Consider the following 14,250-nt stretch of genomic DNA (forward strand, 5'->3'; position numbering starts at 1 on the left):
GCCGCGAGGCCAGCCCGAACCTCTATGAGGTTCCGGCCGAAGCCTTCATGGCCGACCACGCGCTGAGCGAAGAGGTCTTCGGGCCGCTTGGCCTCGTGGTGCGGGTGGCCAGTGCCGAGGACATGCCCGCGCTGGCCGCGCAGTTCGAGGGCCAGCTGACCGCAACCCTGCACATGGACGCGGGCGACGCCCCCCTCGCCCGTCGCCTGCTGCCGGTGCTGGAGCGCAAGGCCGGCCGTGTGCTCGCCAACGGCTTCCCCACCGGGGTGGAGGTCTGCGACGCCATGGTCCACGGCGGACCCTACCCCGCATCCACCAACTTCGGCGCAACCTCCGTCGGAACCATGTCCATCCGACGCTTCCTGCGACCCGTCAGCTATCAGAATATCCCGGAAAACATCCTGCCGGCGGACATCGCATGATGACAGACAATTGCCGCGCTGACCCGTGTCAGCGTATCTAGGATAGCAAGCAAAGAGGGGCGCATGGCAATCACATCCAGCACCGAGGCAGCCGCGCCGCAGGGCCAGACACTTGTGGTTCAGGTGCGCGACGCAATCCGCGCCCAGATCGTCGCCGGGCAATTCAAGCCCGGCGATCGCTTGCCGTCAGAGGCGCGGCTGACCCAGGACTTCGGCGTCAGCCGGACGGTGGTGCGCGAGGCCATAGCCGCCCTACGATCGGATGGGCTGGTCGAGCCGCGTCAGGGGGCCGGGGTCTTCGTGCTGACCCCGCCGAGTGAGGAGGCATTGCCGTTCCGCAACCTCGATCTTGCGCGCGTCTCGTCGCTGATCGAAATGCTGGAGCTGCGCACGGCGGTCGAAGGCGATGCGGCGGGACTTGCTGCGCTGCGCCGCTCACCCGCGCAAGAAGAAAAGATCATCGAGGCTTTTGAGCGGTTCTGTGATCTGGCGCGTCGCGGCGAGCCGACCTCAGAGGCCGATTTCGCCTTTCACACGGTGATTGCCGAGGCAACCAACAACCCTCGATTCAGCGAGTTTCTGCGGATGATCGGCCAGTCGCTGATCCCGCGCCGCGCCGTCAGCGACGAAGGCGATCCACGGATCACCCCTGAATACTCCGCGCGTCTGATCGCCGAACATGAGGCCGTGGTGATTGCAATCCAGAACGGCGACGAGGCTGGCGCGCGCGAGGCAATGCGCGCGCATCTGAAAAACAGCCAGGCCCGTTACCGCCAGTTCCTGCGCGAACAGCGGCGCTGAGCGTTCAGAGACCGCGCGCCGTCATCGCGGCACGCAGACGGTCGAGCGCAGCCGGGTCCCATCCTTCGGGCGAGAGCAGGGCGAGCCAGCCCTCAAGATAGTCCTCGCCTGCATAGACATGGCCATGGCCCATCGGCGCGGTCGTTGCAGTCATTAGATCGAACCCGACCTGCAGGAAGCTGACGACAGGTATCCATCGAAGTTCCTTGATCACATCGGGGCCGCGCGGCGCCTTCATCCAGTCGGGCTCTCGCCACAGGATCGAGGGGGAAAAGAAGGTGATCGCGTCCGAGGCATATTGCAGGTAGACAATCCGCATCGGCCCCCAGGGCTTTCCGGCATCAGGCATGTCTGTCTGATTGAGAAAGCGCACCACAGAACCGTCACGGAACCGCGGCAGCCATTCCGGCGTGCCATCCACACGGCCCGCAGTGATCTGGCGCCAACTGCGGCTTCCAAAGGGCGGGCCGACCCAATAGGCCCCGTGGTAAGGCGCCGAGATCAGGTCATAGAAATCTGCCGAGAGATCGGAGTTGAGCGACCCGAGGCTGAGCCCGAACAGATAGAGCCGCGGCCGGGTTTCGGCAGGCAGGTCGCGCCAGTAGCCATGAATCGCCGCGAATGTTGCCCGTGCAGTTTCCGCGCCATATTCCGGCACTGCGATCAGCGACAGCCAGCTTGGAAGATACGAGTATTGCACCGAGATCGTCGCAACATCGCCACGCGTCAGCACCTCAAGCGGCATCATCGATGACGGATCGATCCATCCCGTGCCTGTGGGCGTTGCTATGACCAGGGTCGAACGATCAAACGCGCCGACACGAATCGCCTCCTGCAGGGCCAGCTGGGCGCGGTCTTCCGCCTCCTCGGCCGATCCAAGGCCGACGTAGACGCGCAGCGGCTCCATCGCCTGTACTCCGGCAATCTCGGCGATACCGGCGGCGTTCAGTGGATCTGCAACACGCGACCGCCCCTGAGCACCAATTCCTTCCCAGGCAACCATCGAACCGGGTCCGCCGGTCTTCATCGGATCGGTCGGGGCTGCATCCTGAACCGGCATCGCCTGATCAAGCCGCAGATAGCTGGCATCAAAGGCCACGAAAGCGCGTTTGATGATCACGTCGTTGCCGATGAAGTTAAAAAGCAGAACCGCCAGAAGGATGCCCAGCACAAGGGCCAGCCGTTCCGGCATGATTGGCGACAGGCGTCGCGCGATCACCAGCGCAGCCTTGCGGAAGGCCCGGCCAATGGCAATCAAGAGGCTCGCCACCACGATCGAGACCGAAGCGATGGTGAACGGGCGCACGGATTCCACAGGGGGCAACCCCATCGCCGTGTGCAGCGCGTTCTGCCAGTCGGTCGCCTTGCCGAGTGTCAGGACAATCGCGATCACAGCAGCCAGAAACACGCCCCGGAACAGCCAGCGCCGCGCGTCCTCGGACGCCACGGGAAGATGCAGGATCTGCCAGATCATCGACAGCAGCACACCAACCCCATAGCCGATGGCGAAGCTGAACCCCGCAAGCGCCCCCTGAACCAGGCCGGCCCTTGGCACAAGGCTTGGTGTCAGCGCCCCGATGAAGCAGAGCGCGCCCAGCAAAAGCCCCGTCGTCGAGACGAGCGTAAAGGGCGAAATGGCAAATCGGGTCAGATTGAAGACTTTGTTCATCATGTCGCGACCCTGCCAAAGCGCCGGGGCGCTGTCCATATCGGAATAGCCCCCCTTAGCGCTGCACCCGTCGCAAAGCGCGCGTATGCCCCACAAAGCGGTCATGCAGGTCAGAGACCTGTGTCATGCGCGCCTCGACCCCCGCGCCCAGCTCGTGGAACACTGCGTTCACCAGAAGGCAGGACAGGCTGGCAAAGGCAGAGGTCGCATCCCAGAACTGGCCGAGGTCCACCTGAACGGCAAAGGCCTCGGTCGCCACCCCCGGCGCCCAATCGCACCAAGGATCTGTGATCATCGTCACGGGAACCGCTGCTGCCTGCGCAGCCTCGGCCAGGTGCCGAGTGATGCGGGAATAGCGCCGCGAGTCATAGAGAACGAGGCAGGCCTGATCGGGTCCGGCCAGCAAGGGATCGGCAAAGGCACCATCTGCCAGATCGACCAGTTGCACGCCGGGGCGCAGATACTGCAGCATGTCGGCCAGATACCGGGCATGGCCGCGTTCCGTCTGGAAACCAGCGACAAAAACCCGTGGGCAATGTGCGATCCGATGGGCGGCGCGGGCAAATTCGGGCGTCGCGGCAAGCTGGTGGTTGGCCGCGATGGCCGCAAGCTCATTCTGCAGGGCGTCCGAAGGCGGTCCGTTCGGCGTGACATCTCGATCCGCAAAATCGCGCAACTGCTGGCCGATCCGCCATGCGCGGTCCCCCATTTCGCCCCGAAGGGCTGCCTTCAGCCCCTTGAAGTGGGGGTATCCAATCGCGCGGCAATATCGACCGACCGTGGCCTCGGACACGCCGATGCGGCGGGCGACCGACGCTGCAGTCTCAAACGGAAGGGCCTCAAGATGATTCAGGAAATGCGCGGCGACAGCCGCCTCGGCGGGGGTCGCGCCGACAAGGCTGTCGTTCAGGCGTTGCCGCAGGTCGCCTGGGTGCTGCCTCTGGCTGGGCATATGCCTGCTCCGTGTCAGTTTATGATAGTTTTCTGTCAAAATTGACAGGCCTGCAAGTTTTATTGTAGCGCTATGTCAAACGGAGCACCCCATGACACGAAGCCCCCTGCGCATCGACAGTGCCGAGCTGCGGCTGGTCCGCCTGCCGCTTGTCACGCCCTTCACGATCTCGACGGGCACCATGTACGACAAGGTCTTTCCCCTTCTGACGCTGCGCAGCGATGGGATCGAGGGCTATGCCGAAGGCGTCATGGACCCGCTGCCCGACTATCTGGGCGAGACCACCGCCGCCGCCATGACGCTTTTGACCGAGACGCTGCTTCCGGGCGTCGTCGGGCGCAGCTTTGCCAATCCGCAGGCGCTGCAAGCCGAGCTGTCGCGCTGGCGTGGGCATCGCATGACACTGGCCACGCTGGAGATGGCTTTCTGGGATCTCTGGTCCAAGTCGCTGGACCTGCCGCTGATGAGCGTTCTGGGCGGCGATGCAGCAGCGGTAGAGGTTGGCGTCTCGCTTGGCATCGCCCCGGTCGAAGAAACACTGAAACGGGTTGATGCGCATCTGGCGCTTGGCTATCGGCGCATCAAGCTGAAGGTGAAGCCGGGCCATGACATTGGGCTGCTGCGCGAGGTCCGCGCGGCGTTCCCCGAGGCCCATCTGACGGTCGATGCCAACTGCTGCTACACCCTTGCCGATACTGATCTGTTGCGGCGGATGGACGATTTCGCGCTCGACTACATCGAGCAGCCGCTGGCCTGGGATGATATTCACGACCACGCGACGCTACAGGGGCGCATCCGCACGCCGCTTTGCCTCGATGAAAGCATCCAGACCCCGGCCGATGCCCGCAAGGCCCTGCAAAGCGACGCCTGCCGGGTCATGAACATCAAGGTTGGCCGATCGGGCGGATTTGCGGAATCGCTGCGCATCCACGATCTCTGCGCGGCGTTCGACGTGCCGGTCTGGTGCGGCGGCATGCTGGAATCAGGCATCGGGCGGGCGCACAACATCCATCTTTCCACCCTGCCAAATTTTCGCAAGCCGGGGGATGTGTCCTCGGCCAGCCGCTATTTCCACCGCGACATCATCGAACAGAAACTGGAAACCGACGGCGGCATGATGCCGGTGCCGCAGCATGGCGCAGGCATCGGCGTGACGCTGGACCGCGGCTTCCTCGATAGTGTCACTATCGACCGGCGCGAGGTGCGGGCATGACCATTGCGATCCGCGATCTGCAAGGAATGGACGAGTTTCGCGCGGCGGAGCAATTGCAGATCGATGTCTGGGGCGCCGATGAAATGCCCGATCCGGCCGATCTGATGATGGTGATCCAGCATGAGGGCGGGCTGATCGCCGGAGCGTTCGAGGGTGACCGACTGCTGGGCTATGTCTTCGCCTTTCCAACGCGTGACAACGGCGTGCAGCATTCGCACCGTCTGGCCGTCCGGACCGAGGCGCGAGGCATGCAACTTGGCACAAAGTTGAAGTGGTATCAGCACGATTGGTGCGCCGCGCGCGGCATCCGCCATGTGCGCTGGACCTACGACCCTGCGCGGCGGGCCAACGCAACGCTGAATATCGCAAAGCTGGGTGCCGAGGCTTCGACCTACCTGACCGACTATTACGGCGCACTTCCCGGTATCAATGCCGGCACGGCAACCGACCGGGTGATGGCTGATTGGTGGATCGGGTCGGATCGGGTTCGGGCCGCGCGCGAAGGGCGCACCAGCCTGACGCAGGATCAACTCGCCTCGGCCCACCGCGTGGCGATCCCAGAGGATTTCGAGCGTCTTTTGCAGATCGACCCGCCTGCGGCACAATCGGCCCGCATGGCGATGCGCACGGCCCTGACATCCGCCTTTGACCAAGGGCTGTTCATCGCGGGAATGGATCGGGCGACAGGCGACTATCTGCTTCTGCCGCGCTGATCACCACCGCTTCAGCGCGGCCTCGTCCTCATCCTTGGCGGCAACCCATGCGCTGCCGTCGGCGGCGAGCTCCTTCTTCCAGAACGGCGCGCGGGATTTCAGATAGTCCATCAGGAATTCGGCCGCCGCGAAGGCATCACCCCTGTGCGGCGCGGCGGTCGCCACCATCATGATCTGGTCCTGCGGACCCAGCCGTCCGTAGCGATGGATGACCAGCGCATCCTCGAGTGACCAGCGCGTCACCGCCTCATCGACCATGGCGGCAATCGCGCGCTCGGTCATGCCGGGGTAGTGCTCGATCTCCATCGCCTGCAAGGCACCGCCATTGTCGCGCACAAGCCCCGTGAAGGTGACCATGGCGCCCGCGCGGCGCAACCCGGCGGCAAAGGCTGTGGATTCGGCGCCCAGATCAAACGGCTCTGCCTGAACCCGCACGGCCATGTCAGCCTCCGGTCATCGGCGGAAAGAAGGCAACCTCGCGCACCCCGGCCAAGGGCGCCGAGAATTCGGCAAGGTCCTGATCCAGGGCTACGCGCAGGCTTTTCAGATCGGCAAATGCCAGGGCATACCGCTCTTCCCGTGCGGAAAGCTCGGCCACCAGATCGGCGACGGTTACTGCAGTCGTCTCTACCCGCTCACGGCCAAGGCCAATGCGCTCACGCACCCAGGCAAAATAGAGGACATCCAGCACCATCAGCGATCTTTCAGATAGGGCAACGATTTGCGGAAGTATTCCCAGCCGGTGATCAACGTCAGGATCGCGGCGAACCAGATCATCACCAGCCCGATATTGGTGGCAAAGGTTGCACAATCGCGCTTGCCACAGGTGCGGATCGGATCGGCGATCCCTGCGGCAACGGCATCGGCATATTGCTCGGGCGTCATGCCGCGCATGTAGATGCCTTCGACGTACTCAAGGCCGGTGCCAAGGAACAGAACTGCGATTGCCACCATCTGCGCAGTGGTTTTCCATTTTGCCAGACGCGTCACCTTCAACTCCCCGGCAGAGGCACCAAGGAACTCGCGCAGGCCCGAGACAAAGACCTCGCGGAAGAAGATGGCGGTCGCGGGCAGGATCAGCCAAGGGTTCATCCCGGAATACCCGGTGATCACCATAATGGCGATCAGCACCATGGCCTTGTCGGCAATGGGATCGAGCATGGCGCCGAACTTTGACTCCTGCTTCCACAACCGCGCGAGGTAGCCGTCGAACCAGTCGGTGATCGCGGCACCGACAAACAGCGACAGCGCGAACCAGTCAGCCCAGGGGCGCGAAAAGTAGAGAAACATCACCGCGACACCGGGGGCGGCAAGCAGGCGGATGACGGTCAGGATGTTCGGGATGTTCCAAGTCATTGCGAAGTCGTAGCGGATGCATCGCCCGGTGGGAAGGGGTCAGCGGGGAATGCGCGCAATCCAACGCTTCCCTACCCAGGCGACGGGAATGCCGCCCTCAAATCCGGGCGGCGGTGGATGCGCAAGACCCTGTGGCGCAGACGCGGTGCAGCGTCGCGGTCAAGCCGCCGCCGGGCGGCGGATCTGTGGCGCGGCGTCAAGAACCAACTGCCGCAATCCCGCACCGCCGGCATCGATCATTTCGAACAACTGGCGGCGCATGCGCGGTTCCCAGAAGTCGTTGATATGGCCTGCAAGCCCGGCAACACCTTCATCATGCGGCTTCGATTCCATGAAGCGGGCAATCTGGTTGGCCATGGTGATCAGCTTGTCATGCGACATGGGCGGCGTCCTCAGGCGTGATACGGTGGGGGTGGCTGAAGATCTCGAACCCGTCGGGGCGGGCAAGGGCAACAAGTGTCAGGCCTGCGGCCTGGGCCAGATCGACCGCAGCAGTCGTCGGCGCAGACACAGCAATCAGGATCGGGAAGCCTGCGGCGCAGGCCTTCTGAACCATATCGATGGAGGTGCGGCAGGTCAGGATCACCGCGCCATCGCGCTCAGGCGCCACGGCGCCGATCAGCTTGTCGAGCGCATTGTGCCGCCCCACATCCTCCCGCGCGAGGCGGATGCCTTCGGGCGTCCAGAAGGCGGCGCAGTGCGCGGCGCGGGTTTCGTCATGCAGCGGCTGGTGCCGTTCCAGCTCGGCCATTGCCGCCATGATCTGCGCGGCGGTCATCGAGAGGTTTGATGGCGGCACAGGGTGGGGGTGGCGCATCGCTTCTTCAAGACTTTCCAGCCCGCACAGCCCGCAGCCGACCGGACCCGCCATGCTGCGCCGACGCCGGCTCTGTCGTTCTGCGGCGGCGGGCGTCAGCCAGATCTGCAGATCGATCCCCTGCGGCGTCTCGACCGGCTCGATCCGCTCGATCTCGTCAAGGGATGCAATGCCCTCGGTCAAGGTGAAACCGCGCGCGAAATCGATCAGATCGGCAGGTGTCGCCATCATCACAGCATGGGTCGATCCGTTGTAGGACAGCGCAACCGCAACCTCCGAGGGCAGCACCCGGCTGCCCTCGCGCAGTGCGCCAGCCTTGAAGGCAAGGCGCGAGGTGGCGCGCGCGGCCTGCATCACTCGGCCGCCGCAATCCGGCGTGACTGTGCAGCCTGTGCCTCGTAGGCCTCTTGCCAGTCGGACGGACCGTTCGAAGGGCTGATCTGCACCGCCGTAACCTTGTACTCCGGGCAGTTGGTCGCCCAGTCCGAGAAATCGGTCGTCACCACATTGGCCTGCGTCGATGGGTGGTGGAAGGTCGTATAGACCACACCGGGCGAGACGCGGTCGGTGATCGTCACGCGCAGCGTCGTCTCACCGGCACGAGACGCCAGCCGCACCCAGTCACCGTCCCGAATGCCGCGCGTCTCGGCATCATGTGGATGAACTTCGAGGATGTCCTCGGGGTGCCAGACGACGTTCTGGGTGCGCCGTGTCTGCGCGCCCACGTTGTACTGGCTGAGGATGCGGCCCGTCGTCAGCAACAAGGGGAAGCGCGGGCCGGTCTTTTCGTCGGTCGCCACATATTCGGTGCGGATGAACTTGCCGCGCCCGCGGACGAAGCCGTCAATGTGCATCATGGGCGTGCCCTCGGGCGCTTTTTCGTTGCAGGGCCACTGGATCGAGCCCAATTCCTCCAGCCGATCATAGCTGACCCCGGCAAAGCTGGGGGTCGTCAGGGCGATCTCGTCCATGATCTGGCTGGGGTGGGTGTAGGTCCAGCCCGCACCTCCCATTTCCTTCAGCATGGCATTGGCGAACATCTGGGTCACTTCCCAGTCCTCGAACCCCTGCTTCGGCGCCATGACCTTCCGCACCATGTTGATGCGGCGCTCGGCATTGGTGAAGGTGCCGTTCTTTTCCAGGAAGGAGGAGCCGGGGAAGAAGACATGGGCATAGTTCGCGGTTTCGTTCAGGAAGAGGTCGTGAACGATCACGCACTCCATCGCCGCAAGTCCGGCGGCCACGTGTTTGGTGTCGGGGTCGGATTGCAGAATGTCTTCGCCCTGACAGTAGAGGCCCTTGAAGCTGCCTTCGACCGCCGCGTCCAGCATGTTGGGAATGCGCAGACCCGGCTCGGGGTCAATCTTCACACCCCATGCCTGTTCATAGATGGCCCGCACGCCCGCGTCCTTCACATGCCGATAGCCGGGCAGCTCATGCGGGAACGAGCCCATGTCGCACGACCCCTGCACATTGTTCTGACCGCGCAGCGGGTTCACGCCCACGCCGGGCCGGCCGATGTTGCCGGTCAGCATGGCAAGGTTGGCGATTCCGATCACGGTGGTTGAGCCTTGGGAATGTTCGGTTACGCCGAGACCATAGTAGATCGCGGCATTGCCGCCGGTGGCATAGAGCCGGGCGGCGCCACGGACTTCGGCGGCAGGAACGCCGGTCAGAAGCTCGATCGCCTCGGGGCTGTGGCGCGGGTCTGCAACGAATTCCATGTAGTCCTGAAACTCGTCCCAGTCGCAGCGGCTGCGGATGAACTCTTCGTTGTAGAGCTTCTCGGTGACGATCACATGGGCCAGTGCCGTGACAATCGCCACGTTTGTGCCGGGCTTCAGCGCAAGGTGATGCGCCGCCTTGTAATGCGCGCCTTCGACCATCTCGGTCCGGCGCGGGTCAACCACGATCAGCTTGGCACCTTGGCGCAGGCGCTTTTTCAGCCGGCTTGCAAAGACCGGATGGCCAGAGACCGGGTTCGCCCCGATCACCAGTGCCACGTCGCAATCCTCAACCGAGTCGAAGTCTTGCGTGCCCGCGCTGGTACCGAAGGTCTGGCCCAGTCCGTAGCCGGTGGGCGAATGGCAGACACGCGCGCAGGTGTCGGTGTTGTTGTTCATGAACACCGCCCGCGTCAGCTTTTGCACGAGGTAGGTTTCCTCGTTCGTGCAACGGCTGGAGGTGATGACACCAATCGACTGCCGCCCGTATTTGTCTTGCACCGCCTTCATGCGGCGGGCCGCAAATTCCATCGCCTCGGCCCAGCTGACCTCTTGCCACGGATCGTTGATGGACTCGCGGATCATCGGCTTCAGGATCCGGTCGCGGTGGCTGGCATATCCATAGGCGAAACGGCCTTTGACACAGCTGTGCCCGCGATTGGCCTTGCCGTGCTTGTAGGGGGTCATCCGCACCAGCTCGTCCCCGCGCATCTCGGCCTTGAACTGGCACCCCACGCCGCAATAGGCACAGGTCGTGACGATCGACTTGTCGGGGGTGCCGATATCGATCACGGACTTCTCGATCAGCGTGGCGGTCGGGCAGGCCTGCACGCAGGCCCCGCAGGACACGCAATCCGAGGTAAGGAAGGTGTCATTGGCGCCACCGGCCTTGACCCTGCTGTCCCAGCCCCTGCCCTCGATCGTCAGTGCGAAGGTGCCCTGCACTTCCTCGCAGGCCCGGACGCAGCGGTTGCAGACAATGCACTTTGACGGATCGTAGCTGAAATAGGGGTTGGAATCGTCCTTGGGCAGCCATTGCGGATTGGCCTCTCCGCTGGTGTTCTTGGCTTGGAAATGCGTCTCCACCGCCTCATAGCGCACATCGCGCAGACCGACGGCGCCCGCCATGTCCTGCAACTCGCAATCGCCGTTGGCCGCGCAGGTCAGGCAATCCAGCGGGTGGTCGCTGATGTAGAGCTCCATCACGCCGCGACGCAGCTGCTTCAGCCTGCCGGTCTGGGTATGCACCTTGATCCCGGCCGCAACCGGCGTCGTGCAGGATGCGGGCGTGCCATTGCGGCCCTCGATCTCCACCAGACACAGGCGGCATGACCCGAACGCATCCAGGCTGTCGGTCGCGCAGAGCTTTGGCACATTGATGCCGATCTGGGCGGCGGCGCGCATGATGCTGGTGCCTTCGGGCACTGTGACATCAAACCCGTCGATGTTCAAAGTGACCATCTGTTTCGATTTGGATGCAGGCGTGCCGTAATCCGCGTCGGGAAGGATAAAGTCTTTCATTCCGCTGCCTCCTTCTGGGTGGCGGTGAAATCATCAGGGAAATGGGTCAGCGCGGACATCACCGGATAGGGGGTGAACCCGCCTAACGCACAGAGCGATCCGGCCTTCATCGTCTCGCAGAGGTCCGTCAGCAGCGGAATGGCCGCTGCATCGCCCCGGGCGATCCGATCAATGGTTTCAACGCCCCGCACCGCCCCGATGCGGCAAGGCGTGCATTTGCCGCAGGATTCGATGGCGCAGAACTCCATCGCGAACCGCGCCAGACGCAGCATGTCGGCACTGTCGTCAAAGACCACGAGCCCGGCATGGCCGATCAGGGCGTTCTGGCCCGCATATTCCTCGTATCCGAACGGTGTATCGAATTGATGCGGCGCAAGATAGGCGCCGAGTGGCCCGCCGACCTGCACCGCCTTGACCGGTCGGCCAGATGCCGTGCCGCCGCCGATCTCTTGCACGATCTCACGCAGCGTAAGGCCAAAGGCGATCTCGTAAAGCCCGCCGTGCTTCACGTTCCCCGCGATCTGCAGCGGGATCGTTCCGCGAGAACGACCTAGGCCAAAGCCCGCATAGAACTCGGGGCCTCGCTCAAGGATCACTGGCACGGTGGCCAGCGAGATCACGTTGTTGACCACCGTGGGGCAGCCCATGAAGCCTTCCAGCGCGGGCAGCGGCGGCTTGGCGCGCACCACGCCGCGTTTGCCCTCAAGGCTATTGAGCAGCGCGGTCTCCTCGCCGCAGACATAGGCACCGGCGCCCACGCGCAACTCCAACTCGAACCTCCGGCCCGATCCGAGGACGGATGCGCCCAGCACCCCTTCTGCCCGCGCAATGCGGATTGCCTCGGCAAGGACCACGTTGGCGTCGGGATATTCGGAGCGCGAATAGATGAAGCCCTGCGTTGCCCCAACCGCGAGGCCGGCAATCACCATTCCCTCGATGAGGGTGAAGGGGTCGCCCTCCATAAGCATCCGGTCGGCAAAGGTGCCACTGTCGCCCTCATCGGCGTTGGCCACGATGTATTTCCGCGTACCCGGTGCCTGACGGACGGTGTCCCACTTGATGCCGGTCGGAAAGCCTGCCCCACCCCGCCCGCGCAGGCCTGACGTCTTCACCATCTCGACGATGGCCTGCCCAGAGAGGCCCACCGCCCGCTCAAGCCCCTTGAGCCCGCCATGCGCGCGGTAGTCTGCAAGGCTCAGCGGATCGATCACACCGACGCGGGCAAAGGTCAGCCGGGTCTGCGACTTGAGCCACGGCAGCTCTTCGGTCAGCCCAAGCGCCTTGGGACCACCGTCGAAAACCTGCGCCACGTCTGCGGGCGTCATCGGGCCAAAGGCCATGCGGCCCTCCGACCCCTCGACCTCAACCAGCGGCTCAAGCCAGACCATCCCGCGCGAGCCATTGCGGATCACGGTCAGATCAATACCGCGACGTGTGGCTTCAGCCTCCAGGGCGACAACAACATCCTCGGCGCCAAGCGCCTTTGCCGCAGCATCACGGGGAACCCAGACCTTCATCAGCGTACCTCTGCGATCAGGGCATCAACCCGCGCCTCATCGACGCGTCCAACCACACGGCCGTCCACCATCGCGGCGGGCGCACAGGCGCAAAGACCAAGGCAGAACACCGGCTCCAACGTGACGCGGCCATCGGGCGTGGTTTCGTGCCAGTCGACACCCAGACTTGCCTGCGCATGGGCGGCAACCCGGTCGGCGCCCATCGACTGGCAGGCCTCGGCGCGGCAGAGTTTGAGCACATGCTTGCCCGCCGGTGCAGCGCGAAAATCATGGTAGAAGGTCATCACCCCATGCACCTCGGCCCGCGTCATGCAGAGCGCCTCGGCGATCTGGGGAAGTGCGGCCTGCGGCACATGGCCGAACGCGGCCTGCACCTCATGGAGGATCGGCAAAAGCGGCCCTTCCATCCCCTGATGCGCGGTGACGATCTCGGCGACCCGCGCCGAAATGGCGGCTTCATCCAGCATGGCTGACCCTCCAGTAAATCTGGCCGTTGGCTGCTGCCGGTTCTACGTGGTTTGATAGACGTATCAATGCCAATATACCGTCAAACGATAGAAAAATCCTATCAAACCTCTGCGACGCGACGGGCAGTATCAAAGAGGGCAGCAATCAGCGGCGTTGGCGGCTCGCGCTGCGCGGCGATCAGACCCACCAGATGCTCGGCCTCGGGCTGGACGATGGGAATCGCGCAAAGCTGTCCCCCGCGGGCAAAAAGGTCAGCCAGCTTCTTGGGCAGGACAGAGGCCCATTCGCCCCCCATCACATGCGTCAGAAGCGCGATGGTGGAGTTAGATTCGACCATCGGCATCGCAGCCACCCCCGCCTGCGCAAGGTGCTGGTTCACGATACGGCGGTTCTGCATATCGGCGGTCAGAAGGCACAGCCTGAGCCCGGCCAGATCGCCCCATGTGACCTGATCTCGCCCCGCAAGGGCCGAGCCGGTGGTGCAGAGCAGCCGGTAAAATTCGGAGTAAAGCGGCACCTTGGCCATGCGGCCCAGCGGTTCGTTGTCCAGATAGGTGATCCCCGCATCCAGATCGAGCCGCTCGATCCCCGTCAGGATCTCGGCCGAGGTGCGTGACAGGATGGTGACGCGCACATTCGGGTGGCGCCGGGTGAAGGGTGTGGTCAGATCGGCCACCATCGGCAGCGCAGTAGGGATCACCCCGATGCGAAGATTGCCCGCCAGTCCCTTGTGGCTGGCGCGCATCTCATCGCGCAGGGCACGCGCATCACCGACGATCCGGCGCGCGCGGTCAAGCACGCGCTGACCTTCGGGCGTCAGTCCCTGAAAGCGCGATCCGCGCCAGACAAGCTGCACGCCCAACTCGCCCTCAAGCTGCTTGATGGCCGAGGAGAGTGTGGGCTGCGTCACGCCGCAGACCTCGGCCGCCCGGCCAAAGTGCCCCTCATTTGCAAGGGCGATGAACATTTCCAGCTTGTCGATCATGGGTCGATCCTTGCCCAAGCGCGCATCCCGCGCCAGAGCAAAGACGCGCGCAGAAAACAAACCTTGTCGGGTCGGGGCCGCGCCTCTACATC

At 64.0% G+C, this 14,250-nt stretch carries 14 protein-coding genes and 1 pseudogene; 4 read left to right on the top strand and 11 right to left on the bottom strand.

Annotated features, from left to right (window positions below; translation table 11 throughout):
* Both FQU74_RS11705 and FQU74_RS11710 read left to right on the top strand, forming a co-directional pair.
* Positions 1-422 (top strand): annotated as a pseudogene (locus FQU74_RS11705) (aldehyde dehydrogenase (NADP(+))); the annotation flags it as partial.
* A gap of 63 nt (positions 423-485) precedes the next feature.
* Positions 486-1,223, top strand: coding sequence for a FadR/GntR family transcriptional regulator (locus FQU74_RS11710; RefSeq protein WP_146286665.1), 738 nt, complete (start codon positions 486-488; stop codon positions 1,221-1,223).
* Positions 1,224-1,227: 4 nt separating this feature from the next.
* On the opposite strand, the gene FQU74_RS11715 is transcribed toward FQU74_RS11710, so the two are convergent.
* Entirely contained in the window at positions 1,228-2,895 is a 1,668-nt protein-coding gene (locus tag FQU74_RS11715; RefSeq protein WP_206665023.1) for an alpha/beta hydrolase, read from the bottom strand.
* 52 nt (positions 2,896-2,947) lie between these two features.
* Positions 2,948-3,844, bottom strand: coding sequence for a MurR/RpiR family transcriptional regulator (locus FQU74_RS11720; RefSeq protein WP_146286666.1), 897 nt, complete (start codon positions 3,842-3,844; stop codon positions 2,948-2,950).
* 91 nt (positions 3,845-3,935) lie between these two features.
* Between FQU74_RS11720 and menC the strand changes: the two genes are divergently transcribed.
* Both menC and FQU74_RS11730 read left to right on the top strand, forming a co-directional pair.
* A complete protein-coding gene (menC, locus tag FQU74_RS11725; RefSeq protein ID WP_146286667.1) occupies positions 3,936-5,057 on the top strand; it encodes an o-succinylbenzoate synthase in 1,122 nt (373 codons plus the stop codon).
* Complete coding sequence (locus FQU74_RS11730) at positions 5,054-5,770, top strand: GNAT family N-acetyltransferase (protein WP_146286668.1); 717 nt, start codon at positions 5,054-5,056, stop codon at positions 5,768-5,770. Before menC ends, FQU74_RS11730 begins: the two co-directional genes overlap by 4 nt.
* Here the strand turns inward: FQU74_RS11730 and FQU74_RS11735 are convergent, their stop codons facing one another.
* From FQU74_RS11735 to FQU74_RS11775, 9 genes are all read right to left on the bottom strand, one after another.
* Positions 5,771-6,211 (bottom strand): molybdenum cofactor biosynthesis protein MoaE, encoded by a 441-nt coding sequence (locus FQU74_RS11735; RefSeq protein WP_146286669.1) that lies wholly within the window; start codon positions 6,209-6,211, stop codon positions 5,771-5,773.
* A gap of 1 nt (position 6,212) precedes the next feature.
* The gene (moaD, locus tag FQU74_RS11740) at positions 6,213-6,458 is read right to left on the bottom strand and encodes a molybdopterin converting factor subunit 1 (protein WP_146286908.1); all 246 of its coding nucleotides are present in this window, start codon (positions 6,456-6,458) and stop codon (positions 6,213-6,215) included.
* A gap of 5 nt (positions 6,459-6,463) precedes the next feature.
* Positions 6,464-7,126 carry a CDP-diacylglycerol--glycerol-3-phosphate 3-phosphatidyltransferase gene (pgsA, locus tag FQU74_RS11745; RefSeq protein ID WP_146286670.1) on the bottom strand — a complete coding sequence of 221 codons (663 nt, stop codon included), beginning with the start codon at positions 7,124-7,126 and terminating at the stop codon, positions 6,464-6,466.
* A gap of 159 nt (positions 7,127-7,285) precedes the next feature.
* Positions 7,286-7,507 carry a formate dehydrogenase subunit delta gene (locus tag FQU74_RS11750; RefSeq protein ID WP_146286671.1) on the bottom strand — a complete coding sequence of 74 codons (222 nt, stop codon included), beginning with the start codon at positions 7,505-7,507 and terminating at the stop codon, positions 7,286-7,288.
* A complete protein-coding gene (gene fdhD / locus FQU74_RS11755) occupies positions 7,497-8,300 on the bottom strand; it encodes a formate dehydrogenase accessory sulfurtransferase FdhD (RefSeq protein ID WP_373289019.1) in 804 nt (267 codons plus the stop codon). The genes FQU74_RS11750 and fdhD overlap by 11 nt, the downstream gene beginning before the upstream one ends.
* Positions 8,297-11,188: a formate dehydrogenase subunit alpha gene (fdhF, locus tag FQU74_RS11760; RefSeq protein WP_146286673.1), complete on the bottom strand. Its 2,892-nt coding sequence runs from the start codon at positions 11,186-11,188 to the stop codon at positions 8,297-8,299. The genes fdhD and fdhF overlap by 4 nt, the downstream gene beginning before the upstream one ends.
* On the bottom strand, positions 11,185-12,705 hold the full coding sequence (locus tag FQU74_RS11765) for a formate dehydrogenase beta subunit (RefSeq protein ID WP_146286674.1): 1,521 nt from the start codon (positions 12,703-12,705) through the stop codon (positions 11,185-11,187). Before FQU74_RS11765 ends, fdhF begins: the two co-directional genes overlap by 4 nt.
* A complete protein-coding gene (locus tag FQU74_RS11770; protein ID WP_146286675.1) occupies positions 12,705-13,172 on the bottom strand; it encodes a formate dehydrogenase subunit gamma in 468 nt (155 codons plus the stop codon). The genes FQU74_RS11765 and FQU74_RS11770 overlap by 1 nt, the downstream gene beginning before the upstream one ends.
* Positions 13,173-13,273: 101 nt before the next feature.
* Positions 13,274-14,158 (bottom strand): LysR family transcriptional regulator, encoded by an 885-nt coding sequence (locus tag FQU74_RS11775; protein ID WP_146286676.1) that lies wholly within the window; start codon positions 14,156-14,158, stop codon positions 13,274-13,276.
* Positions 14,159-14,250 lie beyond the last annotated feature (92 nt).

Source organism: Gemmobacter aquaticus (genome assembly GCF_007859075.1).
Classification (GTDB): Bacteria; Pseudomonadota; Alphaproteobacteria; order Rhodobacterales; family Rhodobacteraceae; genus Gemmobacter; species Gemmobacter aquaticus.